This window comes from Pseudomonas sp. PP3, assembly GCF_905336995.1.
GTDB classification, from domain to species: domain Bacteria; phylum Pseudomonadota; class Gammaproteobacteria; order Pseudomonadales; family Pseudomonadaceae; genus Aquipseudomonas; species Aquipseudomonas reinekei.
The window spans coordinates 6157670-6179131 of sequence record NZ_HG995459.1 but is presented as its reverse complement, the minus strand read 5'-3'; the positions used below and the strand labels follow the sequence as shown (position 1 = coordinate 6179131).

The window sequence follows — 21462 nt, the reverse complement described above, 5'->3', positions numbered from 1 at the left end:
AATGAATGCTCCCTTGCAAGGCCACACGGTCAGCAAACCGGACGCAACAGCCCAGGCGCTGTTGTCGGTCGATAATGTCAGCCTCGAATACCGCACGCCGCAGCGTGTGGTTCGAGCCACCCACCAAGTCAGTTTTGAAATCGACCTGGCAGACCGTTTTGTGTTGTTGGGTCCGTCCGGTTGCGGCAAGTCGACACTGCTCAAAGCGGCTGCCGGATTCATCCAGCCCGTGGAAGGCGAGATCCGTCTGCAAGGTCAGCGCGTCGATGCACCGGGGCCGGACCGGATCGTGGTGTTCCAGGAGTTCGATCAACTGCCACCCTGGAAAACCGTCAAGCAAAACGTGATGTTCGCACTGCTTGCCTCGAAAACCCTCAAGCGCAAAGAGGCAGAAGAGCGGGCTCTGCACTACCTGGAGAAGGTCGGTCTGGCGGCGTTTGCCGATGCTTATCCGCATACCCTGTCGGGCGGCATGAAAGCGCGGGTTGCCATAGCCCGGGCGTTGGCGATGCAGCCGAAAATCCTCTTGATGGACGAACCCTTCGCGGCGCTCGATGCATTGACCCGACGCAAGATGCAGGAGGAGTTGCTGCTGCTCTGGGAGGAAGTGCGCTTCACGCTGCTGTTCGTTACACACTCCATCGAAGAAGCGCTGGTGGTGGGCAATCGCATCCTTTTGTTGTCACCGCACCCGGGGCGGGTGAGGGCAGAAGTCCACAGCCATCAATACGACTTGCACAGCCTCGGCGGGGTGGCGTTCCAGGCGTCGGCGCGGCGCATCCACCGGTTGTTGTTCGATGAAGGCCAGTCGCCGCAAACCGAGCGTGAACTCGACTTCGCCGATATCCGCATCGCTTATTGAGCCAGTTTGAGAGGAGGGCCCGATGAGCCATTTATCATCCCCGCGTGAAGCGTTTGAAACCGTACTGCAGCCACTGACCAGCGTGCCGCTGGAGCGTGAACTGCCCATCGGCCAACGTCTGTGGCAACAGGGCTGGATTCGTAAAAGCCTGATCCTGATGATGCTCGCCGTGCTGTGGGAAGCCGCTTCGCGCTATACAAACAACGACCTGCTGCTGCCGAGCTTCATGCAAACCGCAAACGCCTTGTACGACGGCCTGCTCAGTGGTGAATTGCTCGGCAAGGTGTGGATTTCTTTGGTGGTGTTGCTCAAGGGTTACCTGATCGGCATCGTCCTGGCATTTGCCCTGACGACACTGGCGGTGTCGACGCAATTCGGTCGCGATTTGCTCAGCACGCTGACCTCGATGTTCAATCCGCTACCGGCGATTGCCCTGTTGCCGCTGGCTCTACTGTGGTTCGGGCTGGGGCAGAACAGCCTGATTTTCGTGTTGGTGCATTCGGTGCTCTGGGCGCTGGCGCTGAACACCTACGCCGGGTTCCTCGGTGTCTCGGAAACCCTGCGCATGGCCGGGCGCAACTATGGCCTCAAGGGCATGCGCTTCGTACTGTTCATCCTGATCCCGGCGGCGCTGCCATCAATCCTCGCCGGGCTGAAAATCGGCTGGGCATTTGCCTGGCGCACGTTGATCGCGGCTGAGTTGGTGTTCGGCGCCACCAGCGGCAAAGGCGGGTTGGGCTGGTACATCTTTCAGAATCGAAATGAGTTGTACACGGACAAGGTGTTTGCCGGTTTGGCGGTGGTGATTCTGATCGGGTTGCTGGTGGAGAACCTGGTGTTTGATTCGTTGGAGCGGGTGACGGTTAGGCGGTGGGGGATGGTGCGGTGAGAAATACTCTCACTCAGAACTTAAGGTACAGCTCGCATTTATCACCAGGCATCTACCATAAACCTTCTACTGGCGAATGATTGCCGCACTAACTAATACGCTGCGATTGTTTTCATGAATTGGCTGAATCAATGGGCTCATATCTTGTTCAGAATAGGGCGGCAGCGGAGGTCGTGGCTGAACTGACGACTCAGGTGCGCTATGCGTATACCTAGGAGGGGGCGCGTCAAATTCTCTGACTGTATTTGGAATTAGTTTTCCGGTGAAAGAAGCTGGGTCATGACTGAAATATGAAGGCGGGCTTTCATAGGGTCTTTTATAGGGGGCGACACTGCCAAATCTTACTTCTGCTGTTGGTTGTAAGAGTGTGCGCAGTGAACGAACGCCCAGATAACTGGAAGCTGCGCCTGATGTCAGGCTTGTTGCGGAAAGGAGTTGAGTAGCTACAGGCGCAACATCCATCAGGACTGAAGCCCCGGCGGCCATCCCCGTGAGTCCCGAGATTATTCCCAGTCCGTTTGCCAGAGTAGTTTGGCCGCGACCTACTAGAACTCCAATATTCAGACTTGTTCCCAATACGGAGGTAACGTAGCCGATTGTCCCCAAGTCCCTGAAGCTGGAAAGTAGCGTCAATACTCCCAAATGCCCCGTCGGATCCACCCGATTCACCGGATCCCCCACGCAATACATATACGCATTCAACCCACCCCCACCAAACGGACTCCAGCTGTCCGGGCAGTGAAAGCGCATCAGTCGCGGGTTGTAGGCGCGGTAGCCGTTGCCCAGCAAATACCAACCAATGCTTGCTTCACGCAGCTGGCCATTGAACCCCAGTCGTGTCTCGACTTTCTGCTGCGCGGATTGCTCGCCGTAAGCGGAGTAACTGAGGGTGTTGGTTTGCCCATCGACGATTTCGCCAAGGATGGATTGGCTGCGGTCGGTGGCCAGCAGTACGACTCGTGACGCGCTGCCGTTGTCTTGATCAATGGATTGACTCATACCGGGATCTTCTCGGCCGAGGGGCAGGTCTTGAGTTTTACTCGCTTGAGCCAGGCTTGAGAACTATCAGAAGTGATAGTGGTATGAGTCTCTTTTCGGGCCGGTACGGATGCATGCGATGGGGCCGGTACCGCCGGCCCATCATTCTGAGGTAGTTTGCTAGCATTGCGTCTGAATCAACCCGGATCAGTCACGAGTGCTCGCCATGCAATTGCCAGACATGAACCTTTTGGTCGCCCTCGACGCCTTGCTCGACGAGGGCAGTGTGGTGGGCGCGGCGCGGCGGATGAACTTGAGTCCGGCGGCGATGAGCCGCACGTTGACGCGCATTCGCGAGGCCATCGGCGATCCGATCCTGGTACGCGCCGGTCGTGGTCTGGTGCCGACGCCCAAGGCGCTGGAGTTGCGCGAACAGGTGCGCGATGTGGTGGAGCAGGCCGCGCAGTTGTTCCACTCCGCGGGCGTGGTGGATCTGGGCAGTTTGCGGCGGCGCTTCAGTATTCGGGCCAACGATTTCTTCATTGGCATCTATGGCGGCAAGCTGTTCGACACCATGGAGCGTCAGGCCCCGCATTGCGAATTGCGTTTCGCCCCGGAGGGCGACGGCGATGACGAGGCCTTGCGCGAGGGCCGCATTGATCTGAGCGTCAGCAACAATCGGCCGGTGATGCCGGAAGTGAAGGTGCAGAACCTGTTTTCCACCCAGTTTGTCGGGCTGGTGCGCGAGGATCATCCCTTGCTCGACCAGGAAATCACCGCCGAACGTTTTGCCGGTTATTCGCACATCAGCATGTCTCGCCGTGGTATCGCACGCGGCCCGATCGATGCCGCACTCAATGCCTTGGGGCTGGAGCGGCGGGTGGCGGTGATCGCGCCGAGTTTCCATGCGGCGATGTTCGCTTTGCCTGATTCCGATCTGATTCTGCCGGTGCCCCGGGAGACGCTGCTGAGCGTGCGCCGGTTGGGACTCAAGTTGCGTTCGTTCACATTGCCTATTCCATTGCCGACCATCGTGCTCAGCCAGGCCTGGCACCCGCGCTTTGACAACGATCCCGCCCACCGCTGGCTGCGTGAAACGCTCAAAGCCTGTTGCGACGAGACGTGGCTGGCCGCTCAGCCCTGAGGTTCGCAAGGGGCCACTAACACCTATGGATGGTGGTTGAGCTGAAGCGGCGGTGATAGTTTTTTCCGTCATTTCTACGCGTGACAAGGGTTCGTTGTCGCGGTGATTAGCGGCGTTCGAATGCTGCGTCCAACGCACTTATAAATTGCCGATAAGTCAGTTTTCGTCAGCGATCAGCGTTCGTAGACTGCCACCTTATTTTTTCGGAGTTGTACACCGATGACCTCCCTGACGGCCACGGCGCCTTTGGCTGCCCCCACGGCGGCCCCTGCGCCGATGGTGTTTGGCCCACGGCTCATCATTGGCCTGGTGGGCGTGTTGTTGGCGGTGCTGGTTGCTGGCCTCAACGAGATGGTGACCAAGGTTGCCCTGGCGGATATCCGGGGTGCGTTGGCCATCGGCTATGACGAGGGCACCTGGCTGGTCGCCAGCTACGCTGCGACTTCGGTGGCCGCCGCGGCGTTTGCACCCTGGTGCGCTGTGACCCTTTCATTGCGGCGCTTCACGCTCTGGGCGATCAGTGCCTTCACCCTGTTGGGGGTGTTGTGCCCTTTTGCGCCGAACTACGAAAGCCTGTTGGTGCTGCGTACCTTGCAAGGCCTGGCCGGCGGTGCATTGCCGCCGATGTTGATGACCGTTGCCCTGCGTTTTCTGCCCGCCAACGTGAAGCTTTACGGTCTGGCCGGCTACACCCTGACGGCCACCTTCGGTCCGGGGTTGGGCACGCCACTGGCGGGGCTCTGGACCGAGTACGTCGGCTGGCAATGGACGTTCTGGCAAATCGTCGTGCCGTGCCTGATTGCCATGGTCGCGGTGGGCTATGGCATTCCTCAGGATCCGCTGCGCCTTGAGCGCTTCAAGCAGTTCAACTGGCGCGGTCTGCTGCTCGGGTTTCCGGCGATCTGCATGCTGGTGATCGGCATTCTGCAGGGCAATCGGCTGGACTGGTTCGAGTCGAGCCTGATCTGCGTTTTGCTGATCGGCGGGGTGCTATTGCTGGTGCTGTTCCTGATCAACGAATGGTCGCAGCCCGTCCCGTTTTTCAAAATACAGATGCTCGGCATCCGCAACTTGTCGTTCGCCTTGATCACCCTTGCAGGGGTTCTGGTGGTGTTGTCGGCGGTGGTGATTCTTCCATCGAGCTATCTGGCGCAGGTCCAGGGCTATCGCCCGGTGCAGACTGCGCCGATCACGCTGCTGGCAGCATTGCCGCAGTTGATCGCGCTGCCGTTGGTGGCCGCGCTGTGCAACCTGCGCTGGGTCGATTGCCGTTGGGTATTGGGCCTCGGCCTGAGCATGCTGGTGCTGTCCTGCATCGGCGGTTCGCTGCTGACGTCGGTTTGGATTCGCGACGATTTCTATGTGCTGCAACTGCTGCAGATCTTCGGTCAGCCGATGGCGGTGTTGCCGTTGCTGATGCTGTCGACTGGCAGCATCAACCCGATGGACGGCCCTTTCGCTTCATCATGGTTCAACACCGTGAAAGGCCTGGCGGCGGTCATCGCCACCGGGGTGCTGGACACCTTGACCACCCAGCGCCTGCACTTCCACTCGACGATGCTGGTGGACCGTCTGGGCAATTCGCCCCTGGTCGACAGTGACACGCCGGGCCTCGCCCGTCGGTTGCATGAACAAGCCGTGGTGCTCGCCGCCTCGGATCTTTACCTGTGCATGGCCGGTGTCGCCGTGGCGCTGATCTTGCTGATTTTCTGGATGCCGACGCGGATCTATCCGCCGCGCGCACCGACCTGAATGCTCCACTGAAACTGAAGGTTTTTATGACGACTCAATCAAAACAAAAAGTGGCTGTGGGCGTTGCCGTCGTGATCACGCTGGGCGTGCTGGTTTATATGCTGGCACCCAACCTGTTCGGCCAGCGCACGCAGCAGAGCACCAACGACGCTTATGTCGCGGCGGACTACACGCTGGTGGTGCCGCGCGTTGCCGGGTTCATCAAGCAAGTGCTGGTGGAAGACAACCAGCAGGTCAAGGCCGGGCAGTTGCTGGCATTGATCGATGATCGCGACCTGCGCGCCGCCGCTGAGGCCGCCGCTGCGGATTCGCTGGTGGCGCAGGCGCAGCTGCAAAACGCCCGGGCGACCCTCGAACGTCAAGCATCGGTGATCGCTCAGGCGCAGGCAAAAGTGATATCGGCCAAGGCTGAAATGGCATTCGCCGAACACGAATTGAATCGCTACAACCACCTTGCCGGCGTCGGTGCGGGGACGGTGCAAAATGCGCAGCAGGCGCGCACGCGCATCGACCAGGCCCGCGCGCAATTGACCAATGCCTCGGCGGTGCTGGCGGCGGAGCGCAAGCAGGTCGACATTCTCACCGCTCAGCGTGACGCGGCTGACGGTGGCTTGCAACGCGCGCAGGCAAAACTGGAAATTGCCAGTTATGAGCTGTCTTACACACGCATCGTTGCGCCGCAGGACGGCATGGTCGGCGAGCGCGCGGTGCGGGTAGGCGCCTATGTCACGCCAGGCAGCAAACTGCTTGCCGTGGTCCCGCTGGCGCAGGCTTATGTGGTAGCCAACTTTCAGGAAACCCAATTGACCAATGTGCAGCCAGGCCAAGACGTGCAGGTGCGTGTCGATACCTTTGGTGGCGAGCTGCTGACCGGTCGCGTCGAGAGTATCGCACCGGCCACGGGCGTGACGTTTGCTTCGGTGAAACCGGACAACGCGACCGGTAACTTCACCAAGGTTGTTCAGCGGATTCCGGTGAAGATTGTGCTGGAACCGGGGCAGCCGATGGCCGAGCGCTTGCGCGTGGGGATGTCGGTGGAGGCGCGGATTGATACGGCCAGTGGCAAGGTGAACGAGGTTGTTCAACGATGAGTTTTTCAGACAAACATCGATCCCTGTGGCGAGGGAGCTTGCTCCCGCTTGAGTGCGTAGCGCTCACGGATTTTTCGGCCGCTTCGCAGCCCAGCAGGAGCAAGCTCCCTCGCCACAAGGCGCTGGCCCAGTCAGCAGTGTTTGTTTTTAGTCTGTTTGCGTTGGGCGCCTGCACCGTCGGCCCGGACTTTCGCAAACCCGAGGCACAACAAATTGCCGAGTGGTCGAAACCCTCAAAAGTCGCCGCCAGCCAGGCCATCAACGAAACCCTGGATGAGCGCTGGTGGGAAGTGTTCAACGACCCGAAACTCTCGGCGTTGAGTCAGCGCGCCTTGACTGACAACCTCGACCTGAAGCTCGCCAGCAGCCGCTTGCAACAGAGCCGCGCCGTGCGCCAGGTGGTGACGGCCGAGCGTTATCCAAGTACCGCCGCTGGCGGCGGCTACGCACGTAAACGCAACAGCGGCGAAGGTTTGATGGACCCGTCGGGGAACAATGGCAACTCCGCGTTCAACCTGTGGGATGGCGGTTTCTCCGCGTCATGGGAACTGGATTTCTGGGGCCGTGTGCGCCGTGAAACCGAAGCCGCCGACGCTACCCTTGAGGTCGCGGAAAATGACCGCCGCGGTGTGTTGTTGTCGGTGCTCGCTGAAACCGCACACAACTACATTCAGTTGCGCGGCGTGCAAAACACCCGCGCTGTCACCGAGCAGAACCTCGATGTCGCGCGCCACAGTTTGAAACTGTCGCAACTGCGTCTGGCCGATGGTGTGGCGACCGATCTGGACGTCGCCGAAGCCGCCGCGCAAGTCGCCGCTATCGAGTCGCGCCTGCCAGCGCTGGAGCAGCGTCAGGCGCAATTGATCAACGCCCTGAGCCTGTTGATGGGCGAGCCGCCACACGCGTTGGCCGCCGAGTTATCCACTGACGCGCCAGTGCCGCAGACCCCGCGCCAGGTCGCCATCGGCCTGCCGTCGCAACTGGCCGAGCGTCGTCCGGACATTCGTGAGGCCGAAGCCCGTTTGCATGCCGCGACCGCGAGCATTGGTGTGGCCAAGGGTGATTTTTATCCGCGTATCACGCTGTCGGGCAATGTCGGTTCACAAGCCATGCAGCTGAGCGATTTTGGCTCGTGGGGCTCGCGTGCGTTCAGCATCGGCCCGCAGTTCAGTTTGCCTTTGTTCGACGGCGGACGCTTGCGCGGTGTATTGAACCTGCGCGAAGCCCAGCAACAGGAGGCTGCCATTGCCTACCAGCAAACCGTGTTGCGTGCCTGGCATGAAATCGATGATCAATTGAGCGCCTATTACGCCAGCCAACTGCGCCGTGACAGCCTGGCCGAAGCGGTGCGGCAGAACCAAATCGCCTTGCAAACCGCGCAACGGCAATATGTTGAGGGTGTGGTGGATTTCGTCAACGTACTCACCGTGCAAAGCGCCTTGCTGGCGACTCAGGAGCAATGGGTCGAGAGCTCTGCCGGTGTGTCGCTGGCCGCGGTCGGTTTGTACAAGGCGCTGGGTGGCGGATGGCAATCGGTGTATCCGCTGGCGGCGCAGCGCTGAGGGGCGTTCAAGGCTTCGATGACAAATCCGCCATGCCCTTGAGCAACTCGATCGGCAACGGAAAGACGATGGTTGAGCTCTTGTCGCCAGCAATCGAACTCAACGTCTGCATGTAGCGCAACTGCATCGCACCGGGCTGGCGGCCGAGCATTTCAGCGGCTTGCATGAGTTTTTCCGAGGCTTGCAGTTCGCCTTCGGCGTGGATCACTTTGGCCCGGCGTTCGCGTTCCGCTTCGGCCTGTTTGGCGATGGCGCGGATCATCGATTCGTTGAGGTCCACGTGCTTGATCTCGACGTTGGCGACCTTGATCCCCCACGCATCGGTCTGGGCGTCGAGCACTTGCTGGATGTCGACGTTCAACCGTTCGCGTTCGGCCAGCAATTCATCGAGTTCGTGTTTACCGAGCACGGCACGCAACGTGGTTTGCGCCAATTGGCTGGTGGCCATGAGAAAGTCTTCAACCTGGATGATTGCCTTCTGCGGATCGAGCACGCGGAAGTACAGCACGGCGTTGACCTTGACCGACACGTTGTCGCGGGTGATCACATCCTGCGCCGGGACGTCGAGGACCACGGTGCGCAAGTCGACGCGGACCATTTGCTGAATCACTGGAATCAACAGGATCAGCCCCGGGCCTTTGACCTGCCAGAAGCGTCCGAGCTGGAACACCACCCCGCGTTCGTATTCGCGCAGGATGCGGAAGGTCGCTCCCGCCAATGCGATCAACAGCAGTAGCAGCGCGACAAAACCCAGTTGCAATCCCATGGTTATTCTCCAACTGCCACCGCGTCAGTCGCGGCCACTTCCAGCGTCAATCCCTTGCGTGCCACCACGCGGACCGGTTGCCCGATTTGCAGCGGTTTGGCACTCGACACTTGCCAGTGTTCACCCAGCAAATGCACCCAACCGTGAAACGCATCGCCGGCCTGCAGTGACAACACCGGGGTCACACTGCCCAGCAGTCCGGCATCGCCGCTGACGTTTTGCCGTGGTCGGGTTTTCAGGGCGCGGATCAGCAGGACTATCAGCAGTAGCGCACTGATCAGGCCCAGTCCGATCATTAACGGGATGGGCAGATCGGCATTGGTCAGGATCACCGCGCCGATCACGAACATCACAATCCCGCCCAGGCCGATCACGCCGTAATTGGGCATTGCTGCTTCGGCGATCAGAAATGCGATGCCCAAGATGATCAGCCAGATCCCGACGGGATTGGTTGCCGACAGGTCAGCCTCTGCGGCGAGCGCAGAGCCGCTCAACGCCAACAACAATGCAAGGGCACAACAACGGGTATTCACGTGAACTCCGGGAGAGTCGCCATAGGTTCTGTATTGAGTCTAGTTGACCTGGCGGTTGTACGTTTTTTGCTCAGCTGTCGACGTGTCCGATGGGCGGATTTCCCGTCGAGACGGCCCGGCAGGCCTAGACTTTTACTACGCAGAACAACGTTAACCGCGTCCGCCCGGCAATGTTGCGGACATCGAGGTGCATCATGCGTATGGCAAGAACCGTGCAGCGAAGCCTGGAGAAGGCTCAATGCGACTATGACATCGTCACCCACCGTCACTCCGCCAGCAGTCTTGAAACCGCGCGGGTCGCGGGAATTCCTGCCGAGCGGGTGGCCAAATCGGTGATCCTGGATGATCACCATGGGCATTACCTGATGGCCGTGCTGCCCGCCAGCCGTCACCTGGACCTGAGCAAAGTCCGCAGCAGCGGTGAATGGCAGGTGTCCCGGGAAAGCAGCCTGCCGCACCTGTTCGATGACTGCGAACGTGGTGCGGTGCCTGCCCTGGGTGAAGCCTATGGGCTGGACGTAGTCATCGACCCGTTGCTGACCCGGCAGAAAGACATCTACCTGGAGGCTGGCAACCACATCAACCTGCTGCACATGAACATGCCTGACTTCCTGAAAATGGTGCCGCATGCGGAGGTGCGGGAGTTGAGTGATTAAATGTGCGGTGTATTGGCTGCCGTCATCGCGGGCAGGGCTTTCGCAATCCCTGTGGGAGCGAGCCAGCTCGCGATGACCGCGCAGCGGTCTTTTTTACTGATTCACAGGAGCCGGACATGGAAAACCCAACCCACAGCCTCCCATCCTTGTTCAAGCAACTCGGCCTCGCCGATGACGCCGAAAGCATCGACAAATTTGTCGCCACCCATTCACCGCTCAAACCCGACCTGCATCTGGCGGACGCGTTTTTCTGGAACCCGAGCCAGGCGGATCTGTTGCGCAAGGAAATTCTGGATGACGCCGATTGGGCGGAGGTGGTGGACCAGTTGGATGTGATGTTGAGGAAGGGGCGGGGGGTGTAAAAATTCAGCTTTCAGGTGGCCACTGTCGAGAGGTATGAACAACGGCAAGTATCCATATTGAATCCGCCCATTGCTCATAAACAATGCGGTAACTCTGGTGGGGAACCAGCTCGCGAGTGCCTGAAATGATTCCGGCAGGTCCGCTGTTTGGATAGTGGACAAGCCGGGATACCGCGTCGCTGAAACGGGTGTCCATCTCTATGGCTGCTTTCGGATTGAGAGCATGCAAATAATCCCAAATGTCTGCACGATCCTGTGCTGCTTCTTTCGTCCAAGTTACTTTCATTCTTGTCTGATTGCCTGCCTGCGCCTGGCGGCGAATTCTGCTTCAATTTCTTCGTTTGTCAGACCGTCACCATGGCGCATCGAAGTACGTGCGATGTCCACCTTACGTTGCAGGAACGCCTCGTACTCGCGGGATTCACGTTGGGTTTGAACAAACTGGCGCATCATTTCCCGAACGATTTGCGAGGCCGGACGATGAGCTGCTTCTGCTTCTGCCATGAACTGTTCTCGCAATTCAGACTCAAGTTTCATCGTAAAAACAGCTTGTTTTGACATGACCTGTGTTCTCGAGGTTTGTACTGAAAAAGTATATACGTTTTCAGTATCGCGATACCCCGCAGATGCGGCTTACCGATTGGCGGTCAATTTGTTTCAAAACTTGACGAAAAATCCCTTCAAATGCCATATTGATAGTTAGCAAACTAACAGTGTGTATTTTCCCTCGTGCCGAATTCCCTCGACGCTCTCCAGATGAACATCAGCAGCTCCATGGTGGTGGCCGCCCGGCATTGGCGCAAGATCTGCCAGACCACGCTGGTCAACTATGGAATCTCCGAAGCCTGTGCTGTTCCGTTGTTGATGATCGGGCGCTTGGGCGAGGGGGTGCGGCAGGTGACGGTGGCGCAGGCGGCGGGGATGGAAAGTCCGTCTCTTGTGCGTTTGCTGGATCAACTGTGCCACGCCGGTTACGTCTGTCGTACCGCCGATGCCCAGGACCGCCGGGCAAAATGCCTGAGCCTGACTGATACGGGTCGGACCCTGGTACAAGCCGTCGAGGTCGAACTGGTGCGATTGCGCAATGAGGTACTCGAAGGCATCGACCCGCGAGACCTGGAAGCTGCCCTGCGTGTATTGAAGGCCTTCGAGGCGGCTGGGCAACCTTCGGACACTCACTCTTGAGCGGCTTCTTTTCCGGCATGCCTCCCGCGCGGGACTGGTTTTACGGAGTACGCACCTTCGCGGCTTCGATGATCGCGCTTTACATCGCCCTGCTCATGCAAATGCCGCGTCCTTACTGGGCGATGGCCACGGTGTATATCGTCTCCAGCCCGTTTGTCGGGCCGACCAGTTCCAAGGCGCTGTACCGCGCGGTCGGCACTTTTCTGGGCGCCGCTGCCGCCGTTCTGTTCGTGCCGATGTTTGTCCAGAGTCCTTACCTGCTGGTGGTGGTCATTGCGCTGTGGACCGGGACCCTGTTGTTTCTGTCCATGCATTTGCGTACCGCCAACAACTACGCCTTGATGCTGGCCGGTTACACCTTGCCGTTGATTGCGCTGCCGGTGGTGGATAACCCGTTGGGTGTGTGGGACGTGGCCGAAGCGCGCACTGAAGAAATCTTCCTGGGCATCGCCGTGGCGGCGGTGGTGGGTGCCATGTTCTGGCCTCGGCGCCTGGCCCCGGTGTTCAACGATTCAGTGGGCAAATGGTTCGCCGACGCGTCGACTTACAGCCAGCGCTTCCTTGGCCGCAACGTGCAGCCCGAGGAAGTCAGCGCCCTGCGTGCGTCGATGGTGACGACGTTCAACACCCTCGAATTGATGATCGGCCAGTTGCCCCACGAAGGCGCGCGCCCACAAACCGTGCGCAACACCAAAGAGCTGCGTGGCCGAATGATTCATCTATTACCGGTGATCGATGCCCTCGACGATGCGCTCTACGCGTTGGAGCGACGCACGCCGGAGCTGGTGGACAAGTTCACACCGCTGCTGGTCGCCGCCACCCAATGGCTCGAGCACAAGGACGCTGACCTCGACCGCTGGCAAGCGTTGAAAGACCAGCTTCAAGCCCTGCAACCCGACGCCGAAGCGCTGGAGGATCGCAAGCAACTGCTGTTCTCCAATGCCATTTATCGCCTCGGTGAATGGATCGATTTGTGGCAGGACTGCCGCAGCCTGCAACACGCCATCCAATGCGAAAGCCAGGACAGCTGGCGTGCGGTGTATCGGCACTGGCGCCTGGGCCGGCTGACTGCATTCCTGGACCGTGGCCTGATGCTCTATTCCGCCGCATCTACCGTCATGGCGATCATCGTCGCTTCGGTGCTGTGGATTCTGCTGGGCTGGACCGACGGCGGCGCGGCGGTGATTCTGGCGGCGGTGGCGTGCAGCTTCTTTGCCTCGATGGATGACCCGGCGCCGCAGATTTACCGGTTCTTTTTCTGGACGGCGATGTCGGTGTTGTTCGCCAGCCTCTACCTGTTTCTTGTGCTGCCCAACCTGCATGATTTCCCGATGCTGGTGCTGGCGTTTGCCGTGCCGTTCATCATCGTCGGCACCTTGACGGTCAAGCCACAGTTTTACCTCGGCATGCTGCTGACGCTGGTTAACACCTCGTCGTTCATCAGCATTCAAGGCGCCTACGACGCGGACTTTCTCAGCTTCGTCAATTCCAACCTGGCCGGTCCGGTTGGGCTGTTGTTTGCCTTCGTCTGGACCCTGGTCGCCCGCCCGTTCGGCGCCGAACTGGCGGCCAAGCGCCTGACCCGTTTCGCCTGGCGCGACATTGTCAGCCTCACCGAACCGGCCACCCTGGCCGATCACCGGAAACTGGGCGTGCAGGTGCTGGATCGACTGATGCAGCATTTGCCGCGGTTGGCCATGACCGGCCAGGACACCGGCATCGCCCTGCGCGAAGTCCGTGTGGCGCTGAATATGCTGGACTTGCTCGCTTATACGCCGCGGGTTCACGGCGCGCCGCAGACATTGCTGCATCAGGTAGTGGCCGAGGTCGGCGAGTATTTCAAGGCTTGCCTCAAGGCTGGTGAACGCCTGCCGGCACCGAGTCCGTTGCTGATGACCCTCGACCGCACCCGCCGTGCCCTTGCCGGCGCGGGTGACGATGAAACCCGTCGGCATCTGCTGCACGCCTTGAGCGGCTTGCGCCTGGCGTTGTTGCCCGGCGTCGAATTTGTCGGTTCCACCGACGCTGAAGAACCGCTTCCCCATGGCATCGATGGAGCGCCTTTATGATCGGTGATCTGGATATCAGCGGGGTGTTCCTGCCTACGCTGCTGGTGCTGATGGGCATTACGTATGTGTTGTACCTGTTGGTGCACGGGGTGCTGACGCGCCTGCACTTTTACCGTCTGGTCTGGCACCGGGCATTGTTCAACGTGGCTCTCTACGCCTTGCTGCTTGGCGCCGTGGATTCACTCAGTCGATACCTGATGACATGAAAAAACCGTTTCTAACCCTCGGTCGCGTGGTGCTGACCCTGTTGATCGTGAGTTTCGCCGTGGTCGTGGTCTGGCGCATGGTGATGTATTACATGTTCGCGCCCTGGACCCGCGACGGGCACATCCGTGCCGACATCGTGCAGATCGCGCCGGACGTGTCCGGCCTGATCCAGCAGGTGGAAGTGCGCGACAACCAGTTGGTCAAACGCGGCCAGGTGTTGTTCAGCATCGATCAAGACCGTTTCAAACTGGCCCTGCGCCAGGCGAAAGCGGCAGTCGCCGACCGCGAGGAAACCCTGGCCCAGGCTCAACGCGAAGCCAAGCGCAACAAAGGCCTCGGTAATCTGGTGCCGGGCGAGCAACTGGAAGAAAGCCAGTCGCGAGTGACCCGCGCCCAGGTCGCGTTGATGGAAGCCCAAGTGGCGGTGGACAGCGCGCAGCTCAACCTCGACCGCTCGGTGATCCGCAGTCCGGTCGACGGTTACGTCAACGACCGCGCACCACGCAGCCAGGAATTCGTCAGTGCCGGGCGCCCGGTGTTGTCGGTGGTCGACAGCAACTCCTTCCACATCGACGGCTATTTCGAAGAAACCAAGCTCAACGGCATTCACATTGGCCAGCGTGTCGATATCCGCGTGATCGGCGACAACGCCCGCTTGCGCGGGCACGTGGAAAGCATCGTCGCCGGCATCGAAGACCGCGACCGCACCAGCGGCAACAACCTGCTGCCCAACGTCAACCCGGCGTTCAGTTGGGTGCGCCTGGCCCAGCGGATTCCGGTGCGGATTGCCTTCGACGACGTGCCGGCGGATTTCCGCATGATCGCCGGGCGCACCGCTACGGTATCGATCATTGAGGACAGCCAGCGGGAGCCCGCGCAATGAGCAAGGCCTCGGGTTTGGCGGTTGCCGGATTAGGCTTGTTGCTGTCGGCGTGTCAGGTGGTCGGCCCGGACTATCAGGTGCCGGACGCCGCCGCCATCCACCGCAAAGACTTGCAGGGCGAGTTGGCGGTGGAGGGCAAGCCGGTGGTCTCGGTACCCGTGCCCGCCGATTGGTGGCGCCTGTATCAAGACCCGCGACTCGACCAATTGGTCCAGCAGGCCATGGCTTCCAACACCGATTTGCGGGTGGCGGCAGCCAACCTGTCCAGGGCCCGCGCCCAGGTCGACGAAGCTGAGGCCGCCGGTGGCTGGAGTGGCGGGGTGAAGATGGGGGCCCAGCGCTTGCAGGAGTCCGGTGAAGCATTCTTGCTGCCGGAAAAAGTGCCGGTGGCCAACATCGGCGATATTGGCATCAGCGCCTCGTACCAGTTCGACCTGTTCGGCACATTGCAGCGCGGCATCGAGGCGGCCAAGGCCAATGCCGATGCGACCCAGGCTGCTGCTGACACGGCACGCATCACTTTGGTGGCCGATGTGGTCCGCGCCTACACCCAGGTGTGCGCGGCCAACGAAGAGCGCGAAATTGCCCAGCACTCCCTCGACCTGCAATCGCAAAGCACCACGCTCATCCAGCGACTGCGCGATGCCGGGCGTGGCGACGAAACCCAGGTCACTCGCTCGCAAACCCAATTCAAATCCTTGCGCGCCGAAATGCCCCGTTATGAGGCGGCGCGTCAGGCAGGGTTGTTCCAGTTGTCGATGCTGTTGGCCAAGCCTGTCGATCAACTGCCCTCAGGCACGGCGACCTGCGCCGAACTGCCGAAAATCGCGCAACTGATGCCGGTGGGCGATGGCGCATCGCTGCTCAAGCGTCGTCCCGACATACGGCAGGCCGAGCGTCGACTGGCGGCGGCAACCGCCACGATTGGCGTCGCCACGGGGCAGTTGTACCCGGACATCAGCATCGGCGCGACCATCGGCACCGTGGGTATCCTCGACAACCTCGGCGAGCCGTCGACCAATCGCTGGGGCTTCGGGCCGTCGCTGACCTGGACCGTGCCGACCAACGGCGCCCGAGCACGCATCCGCGAAGCCGAGGCGGCCACCCAGGGCGCGCTCGCGCATTTCGACGGCGTGGTGCTCAACGCGATCCGCGAAGCCCAGACTGGCCTGGCCCAGTATTCGTCATTGCTGCAACGCCGTGATGCCCTGGCAGACGCCGAGCAGTCGGCAAAACTGGCGGCGGATCAGACTCACCGCTTCTTCCAGGCGGGTCGTGCCTCCTTCCTGGCCGACCTGCAAGCGACACGCACCTACATCGACGTCACCGCGCAACTGGCGGCGGCGAACACCCAGGTTGCCGCGAGCCAGATCAATTTGTTCCTGGCGCTGGGCGGTGGTTGGGAAAGCGGACGAACGCAAGCGTCGAACTCCGGCAAACCCTGAGGCCGTTGCTATGCTTTGAAGTGTTGGAAGGGCGCCCCGTGCAAAGCGCCCTTGCTGCACTTAAGGCTCGCGCAGGTCATGGGGAAACCAATAATGAAAAACCCTTATGCTCTCGGCTTCTGGTGCGCCGTCGTAGCGTTGTTGCTGCTTTCGGCCACCTATTTCTACGGCATCATGCTCGCCCACCAGATCGACAAGGCGATGGTGTTCCTCGACAGCGCGGTGGCGCTGATCGCCGTGATGTCCGTCGCGGTGGTGGCCTGGGTGTCCGTCCAGACGCAACGCATCAAAAAAAGACAACTCCAGCAAGGCAAGACGCTGCTGCTGATCTGGGACACCAAGGTCGCGTTGCGCCGGGTCGAAACGGTGTTCGATCGCTATTTCTGGGGCAGTTACTGGCAGCCGGGGCGCACGTTCCAGGAAGTGATGGGGGAACTGACAGGCACGCCGCTGGAAAAAAGTCTCGAAACCCTGAAGAAGCAATGCCTGGAACTGGACAAGCAAGTCGAGGACGACGGTCGACACTGGCTCAACAACGCCCGGGAACTGGCCGACGTCGCTACCGCCATGGCCCGCGAGCGCTATCAACTGGATTTCTGCGACCCGCGTGGCGAAGTGACGGGTGGGGCGGTGATCAACCGGGATTTTGAAGTGCTGGTGTACACCTGGACTGCGCGGCTTAAAACGTTTGATCATCAGCTGGATGAGATCGAGGTTCAATATTCTTGAATCTGTGTTGATGACACGGACGCCATCGCTGGCAAGCCAGCTCCTACAGGTACACACAATCTCTGTGGGAGCTGGCTTGCCAGCGATAGCAATCGAATCAACACCGCAATGCTCGCGTCTTACAGCAACGTCCCATAAACACTCTTTCACCGTTAATCATTGGGCCGCCCGCCGTGCCTGATGCTAATCTGCACCTCACTTTCAGCGCAGTCGTAACCGTAACCCGCCATGGGTTCAGGGAAGACGACCACACCTTCAACAACGGACATTGAACGGGTCATACATGAATAAATCAGCAGGCGTGCTTCTGGGAATTGTTGTCGCCATTGGTGCAATCAGCGCTGGCGGTGCCTGGTTTACCGGCACCAAGATCGAGGGGGTGTTGAACACTTCCCTGGTGGATGCCAACAAGCAATTGCAGGCCGCACTGGTCGGCTACAAGGGCACTGCATCGCTGGAGCTGGTCTCGCTGGAGCGTCATGTGTTCAGCAGCACCGCGCACTATCGCCTCAAGGGTGAAGGCGAAATGTTCGGCGAAGCCCCGGTGGAATTGCTGTTCGTCGATCACATTGAACACGGTCCGTTGCCGTTCTCGCGCCTGATGTCGCTGAAGTGGCTGCCGGTCATGGCCACCAGTCACTACGAACTGGAAAAGACGCCGCTCACCGAAAAATGGTTCGCCGCCGCCAAGGACACCTCGCCGCTCAAGGGTGTCGTGAATATAGGCTACGACAACTCCACCAACGGCACCCTGGAATTGCTGCCACTGGAAATGGCGCTGGACGAAAAATCCAGCATGAAGTTTTCCGGTCTGAAGATGGATGTCGCGGCCAGCGCCCAGGCGCAGAAGGTCAAGGCCGATGGCTACATGGACAGCCTGAAACTGACCACTGTTTCCGAAGATCAGGCACCGGTATTGGTCGAACTGAACGGTCTCACCCTGGCCAGCAACCTGACCAAAAGCACCTATGGTTACTACACCGGCGACAACACTATCGAGCTGAGCAACAGCAAAACCACCTATGGCGCCAAACAGTCGGTGCTTGGGTTCAAGAGTTTTGAGATGAAGAACCACACCGAGGAATCGGGCACCAGCGCTTCCGGGCGCGCCGATTACAAAATCGGTGAAGTGTCGTTGAACGGCCAGGTGGTGGGTTCCGCGCAGATGGCCATGAGCCTGAAGAATCTCGACATCCCGTCCACCCTGGTGCTGATGCAGATTTACCAGACCAAACTGCAGCCCTACGAACAGGCCGCCGCCGAGGCTGCCGAAGCAGGACAACCGGTGCCGGAACTGAACCTGACCGAAGCCGAAGAAGCGCAACTCAAGACCAACCTGGAGCAGTTGCTTGCCGCCGGCCCGCAAGTGGCATTGGAGAACCTGTCATTCAAAACCACCAACGGCGAGAGCCGGGCGAACCTGGTGCTTGACCTGACCAAACCGCAATCGATCGATTTGCCGGCCGATCAGTTGGTGAAACAGTTGGTCGCATTGCTGGACTTCAATCTGAAAGTGTCCAAGCCAATGCTCGTTGACGTACTCACCGTGCAGTCGCAACTCGACGGTCAAACCGACGCCAAACTCATTGCCGATCAGGCCACCGCCACAGCTGACATGTTCAGCAGCATGGCCGTTGGCTCGCAGTTGGCGAAACTGGACGGCAACAACATCGTCACCAAACTGCATTACGCCAACAATCAGGTGGACTTCAACGGCCAGAAAATGACCCTCGAAGAGTTCGTCGGTTTCGTGATGAGCAAGTTCGGCGGCACTGTCGAAATCCAGTAAAACCACCGCGCCCCCTTTAGGCGTTGCCGCAGGCTGCAATCTTTTGCTTTTCAAGAATCAAAAGATCGCAACCTGAGGCAGCTCCTGCGTGTTTGTGTCACCGCAATGTTCATCCAAATCCCACTGCCACCGCGTGAACGGTCCGGCTATAGTTTGCACGCCGACGACGGCCCAACACGCACAAGGTGCTCCGGAATGACCCGAATGACCTCTCTGAAACCTTGGCTGGCGGCCGTTGCCGTCGCCTTTTGCGTGCAACTTCCGGCACACGCAGCCCAAGAGCGTTTCACCCTGAACATCCCGGGTGTATCGGATGACCGCTTGTTCACTTCGGCCGCCGCCAGTGATGCAGCGGGCTGCGGCGGGCACAACGTTTCGCCGGCATTGGCCTGGAACGCCGGTCCGGCAGGCACCCTCAGCTACGCCATCGTCATGCACGACCCCGATGGCCAGAAAGGGCAGGGTGTCGATCACTGGTTGCATTACGGCATCAAGGCCAGCACACATCAGATTGCGTCCGGCGTCGGCGCCAAATCCGCGCTTGAAGGCGTGGGCGGCACCAACAGCAAAGGCACCACCGGCTACGTCGGCCCATGCCCGCCCGTGGGTGACAGCGCGCACCATTACATCATTCAGATCTACGCCCTGGACCTGGCCCCGGATGCCTTGCCTGCCGGCCTGACCCGTGCGCAGTTTCTGGAAAAAATCAAAGGCCATGTGCTGAAAAACAGCAGCGTGGTGCGGCGTTACCATCGCTGAAGATTTTTTAGCGCGGCTTAACCCGAATCGAAAAGGCTGACCGTCTCAGAGGATGAATGGATCATTTTCCTCCTGAGGTCAGCCCCCATGTCCGTCCCTCTGTATGTCCTCCGCCCGGCCGCCCAGGGTTTCGCCGTCGGGTTATTGCTGGCCGTTGCCGGCTGCGGTGTTTCGTCCAAACCCGAGTCTGCCGCAGCGCCGCCACCGGCCCAGCCTGAACGTAAGACCGAAGCGCTGGCGCAGCACGAAATGGTCGCGGCCGATACTTCGCTGGCCAAGCGCAGTGTGCGGACAGCGCCGATCGCCAGCTTCGCGCCGACGCCTGCGGGTGAGGCTTATCCACAGGGCTATCGCGACGAGCAGCGCGAGAAGTACCAAACGCTGGCGGACAACCCCATCCACAGCGTCGCCGACGCACCGGTCTCGACCTTCAGCGCCGACGTCGACACCGGCGCGTACGCCAATGTCCGCCGCTTGCTCAATCAAGGGCGCCTGCCACCGGAAGGGGCGGTGCGGCTGGAGGAGATGGTCAATTACTTTCCCTACGATTACGCGTTGCCCACTGATGGTTCGCCCTTCGGCGTGACCACCGAACTGGCGGCATCGCCGTGGAATCCGCATACCCGCTTGCTGCGCATCGGCATCAAAGCTTCTGACCGTGCCGTTGCGGAACTGGCCCCGGCGAACCTGGTGTTTCTGGTGGACGTGTCCGGCTCGATGGATCGCCACGAGGGGTTGCCGTTGGTGAAAAGCACGCTGAAATTGCTGGTCGATCAATTGCGTGAACAGGATCGGGTGTCGTTAGTGGTCTACGCCGGGGAGTCGCGAGTGGTGCTGGAACCCACCTCCGGACGGGAAAAAGCCAGGATTCGTACCGCCATCGATCAATTGACCGCTGGTGGCTCCACCGCCGGGGCCTCGGGTATCGAACTGGCTTATCAACAGGCGCAACAGGCCTTTATCCCCCAAGGCATCAACCGCGTACTGCTTGCCACGGACGGCGATTTCAACGTCGGCATCAGCGACTTCGACAGCCTCAAGCAAATGGCTGTGGATAAACGCAAGACCGGTGTGTCCCTGACTACCTTGGGTTTCGGTGTGGATAACTACAATGAACAGCTGATGGAACAACTGGCCGATGCCGGCGATGGCAACTACGCCTACATCGACAACCTGCGCGAGGCGCGCAAGGTGCTGGTGGATCAGCTCGGCTCGACCCTCGCCGTGGTGGCGAAGAATGTGAAGCTGCAAGTGGAGTTCAACCCGGCGCATGTGAGTGAATATCGGCTGTTGGGGTATGAGAATCGGGCGTTGAAGCGTGAGGATTTCAGCAACGACAAGGTCGATGCTGGTGAAATTGGTGCAGGACACACGGTAACGGCGTTGTACGAAATTGTCCCGGCAGGCGAGAGGGGCTGGTTGGAACCGCTGCGTTACGCTCAATCGGGAGCCGCGGTTTCGCAGAAGAGCGGAGAGTTGGCAATGCTGCGTGTGCGTTATCAGCTGCCGGAAGGTGGGAACAGTCGCTTGATCGAACGCCCGATCGTCAACGCCCCGATGGGCAAACCCAGCGATGATCTGCGCTTTGCCGCGGCGGTGGCAGCATTCTCCCAGCAGCTCAAGGATGGGCGCTACACCGGCGATTTCAGCTTCAAAGACACCGAGGCGCTGGCGCGTGGTGCGCGGGGCGACGATCGATTCGGCTTGCGCAGTGAGTTCGTGCAATTGGTGGAGCTGGCGCAGAGCCTGCGCACCACCACGGCTGCAAACAATCAGCCGCTCAAGGGAGGCTACAACTGAT

Annotated in this window: 22 protein-coding genes; 17 read left to right on the top strand and 5 right to left on the bottom strand. The window is 60.1% G+C overall.

The window, feature by feature from the left end:
• Position 1: 1 nt before the first annotated feature.
• A complete protein-coding gene (locus KHO07_RS27980; RefSeq protein ID WP_212626085.1) occupies positions 2–862 on the top strand; it encodes an ABC transporter ATP-binding protein in 861 nt (286 codons plus the stop codon).
• Positions 863–884: 22 nt separating this feature from the next.
• A complete protein-coding gene (locus KHO07_RS27975; protein WP_212626084.1) occupies positions 885–1751 on the top strand; it encodes an ABC transporter permease in 867 nt (288 codons plus the stop codon).
• Positions 1752–1817: 66 nt separating this feature from the next.
• Here KHO07_RS27975 and KHO07_RS27970 read toward each other — a convergent pair whose 3' ends face one another.
• Positions 1818–2750: an RHS repeat-associated core domain-containing protein gene (locus KHO07_RS27970; RefSeq protein WP_212626083.1), complete on the bottom strand. Its 933-nt coding sequence runs from the start codon at positions 2748–2750 to the stop codon at positions 1818–1820.
• Positions 2751–2955: 205 nt separating this feature from the next.
• Between KHO07_RS27970 and KHO07_RS27965 the strand changes: the two genes are divergently transcribed.
• The 4 genes from KHO07_RS27965 to KHO07_RS27950 all read left to right on the top strand — a co-directional run bounded on the left by KHO07_RS27965 (position 2956) and on the right by KHO07_RS27950 (position 8278).
• A complete protein-coding gene (locus KHO07_RS27965) occupies positions 2956–3873 on the top strand; it encodes a LysR family transcriptional regulator (RefSeq protein ID WP_212626082.1) in 918 nt (305 codons plus the stop codon).
• A gap of 219 nt (positions 3874–4092) precedes the next feature.
• Positions 4093–5625: an MFS transporter gene (locus KHO07_RS27960; protein ID WP_212626081.1), complete on the top strand. Its 1533-nt coding sequence runs from the start codon at positions 4093–4095 to the stop codon at positions 5623–5625.
• Between the two features lie 26 nt (positions 5626–5651).
• Positions 5652–6716, top strand: a complete 1065-nt coding sequence (locus KHO07_RS27955; protein WP_212626080.1) for an HlyD family secretion protein — start codon at positions 5652–5654, stop codon at positions 6714–6716.
• On the top strand, positions 6713–8278 hold the full coding sequence (locus KHO07_RS27950) for an efflux transporter outer membrane subunit (protein ID WP_212626079.1): 1566 nt from the start codon (positions 6713–6715) through the stop codon (positions 8276–8278). Before KHO07_RS27955 ends, KHO07_RS27950 begins: the two co-directional genes overlap by 4 nt.
• Before the next feature lie 7 nt (positions 8279–8285).
• Here the strand turns inward: KHO07_RS27950 and KHO07_RS27945 are convergent, their stop codons facing one another.
• Positions 8286–9044: a slipin family protein gene (locus tag KHO07_RS27945; protein ID WP_150735992.1), complete on the bottom strand. Its 759-nt coding sequence runs from the start codon at positions 9042–9044 to the stop codon at positions 8286–8288.
• A gap of 2 nt (positions 9045–9046) precedes the next feature.
• Positions 9047–9577, bottom strand: coding sequence for an NfeD family protein (locus KHO07_RS27940; RefSeq protein WP_212626078.1), 531 nt, complete (start codon positions 9575–9577; stop codon positions 9047–9049).
• 194 nt (positions 9578–9771) lie between these two features.
• On the opposite strand from KHO07_RS27940, the gene KHO07_RS27935 reads away from it, so the two are divergent.
• Both KHO07_RS27935 and KHO07_RS27930 read left to right on the top strand, forming a co-directional pair.
• Positions 9772–10233 (top strand): YbaK/EbsC family protein, encoded by a 462-nt coding sequence (locus KHO07_RS27935; protein WP_212626077.1) that lies wholly within the window; start codon positions 9772–9774, stop codon positions 10231–10233.
• Between the two features lie 116 nt (positions 10234–10349).
• Entirely contained in the window at positions 10350–10595 is a 246-nt protein-coding gene (locus tag KHO07_RS27930; protein ID WP_075948544.1) for a DUF2789 domain-containing protein, read from the top strand.
• A gap of 4 nt (positions 10596–10599) precedes the next feature.
• Here KHO07_RS27930 and KHO07_RS27925 read toward each other — a convergent pair whose 3' ends face one another.
• Complete coding sequence (locus tag KHO07_RS27925; RefSeq protein ID WP_212626076.1) at positions 10600–10881, bottom strand: type II toxin-antitoxin system RelE/ParE family toxin; 282 nt, start codon at positions 10879–10881, stop codon at positions 10600–10602.
• Positions 10878–11156 (bottom strand): antitoxin of toxin-antitoxin stability system, encoded by a 279-nt coding sequence (locus KHO07_RS27920; protein WP_075948546.1) that lies wholly within the window; start codon positions 11154–11156, stop codon positions 10878–10880. Before KHO07_RS27920 ends, KHO07_RS27925 begins: the two co-directional genes overlap by 4 nt.
• Before the next feature lie 195 nt (positions 11157–11351).
• On the opposite strand from KHO07_RS27920, the gene KHO07_RS27915 reads away from it, so the two are divergent.
• The 9 genes from KHO07_RS27915 (at position 11352) to KHO07_RS27875 (ending at position 21461) form a co-directional block, all read left to right on the top strand.
• Positions 11352–11780 carry a MarR family transcriptional regulator gene (locus KHO07_RS27915; RefSeq protein WP_150735988.1) on the top strand — a complete coding sequence of 143 codons (429 nt, stop codon included), beginning with the start codon at positions 11352–11354 and terminating at the stop codon, positions 11778–11780.
• Positions 11777–13849 (top strand): FUSC family protein, encoded by a 2073-nt coding sequence (locus tag KHO07_RS27910; protein WP_212626075.1) that lies wholly within the window; start codon positions 11777–11779, stop codon positions 13847–13849. Before KHO07_RS27915 ends, KHO07_RS27910 begins: the two co-directional genes overlap by 4 nt.
• Positions 13846–14055 (top strand): DUF1656 domain-containing protein, encoded by a 210-nt coding sequence (locus KHO07_RS27905; protein ID WP_008059581.1) that lies wholly within the window; start codon positions 13846–13848, stop codon positions 14053–14055. Before KHO07_RS27910 ends, KHO07_RS27905 begins: the two co-directional genes overlap by 4 nt.
• Entirely contained in the window at positions 14052–14939 is an 888-nt protein-coding gene (locus KHO07_RS27900; RefSeq protein WP_212626074.1) for an HlyD family secretion protein, read from the top strand. The genes KHO07_RS27905 and KHO07_RS27900 overlap by 4 nt, the downstream gene beginning before the upstream one ends.
• A complete protein-coding gene (locus KHO07_RS27895) occupies positions 14936–16384 on the top strand; it encodes an efflux transporter outer membrane subunit (protein ID WP_212626073.1) in 1449 nt (482 codons plus the stop codon). Before KHO07_RS27900 ends, KHO07_RS27895 begins: the two co-directional genes overlap by 4 nt.
• A 93-nt stretch (positions 16385–16477) precedes the next feature.
• On the top strand, positions 16478–17113 hold the full coding sequence (locus tag KHO07_RS27890; RefSeq protein WP_075948552.1) for an NADH:ubiquinone oxidoreductase subunit N: 636 nt from the start codon (positions 16478–16480) through the stop codon (positions 17111–17113).
• A gap of 283 nt (positions 17114–17396) precedes the next feature.
• Positions 17397–18902, top strand: a complete 1506-nt coding sequence (locus tag KHO07_RS27885; RefSeq protein WP_212626072.1) for a YdgA family protein — start codon at positions 17397–17399, stop codon at positions 18900–18902.
• 195 nt (positions 18903–19097) lie between these two features.
• A complete protein-coding gene (locus tag KHO07_RS27880) occupies positions 19098–19661 on the top strand; it encodes a YbhB/YbcL family Raf kinase inhibitor-like protein (RefSeq protein ID WP_212626071.1) in 564 nt (187 codons plus the stop codon).
• 87 nt (positions 19662–19748) lie between these two features.
• Positions 19749–21461, top strand: a complete 1713-nt coding sequence (locus KHO07_RS27875; RefSeq protein WP_212626070.1) for a VWA domain-containing protein — start codon at positions 19749–19751, stop codon at positions 21459–21461.
• Position 21462 lies beyond the last annotated feature (1 nt).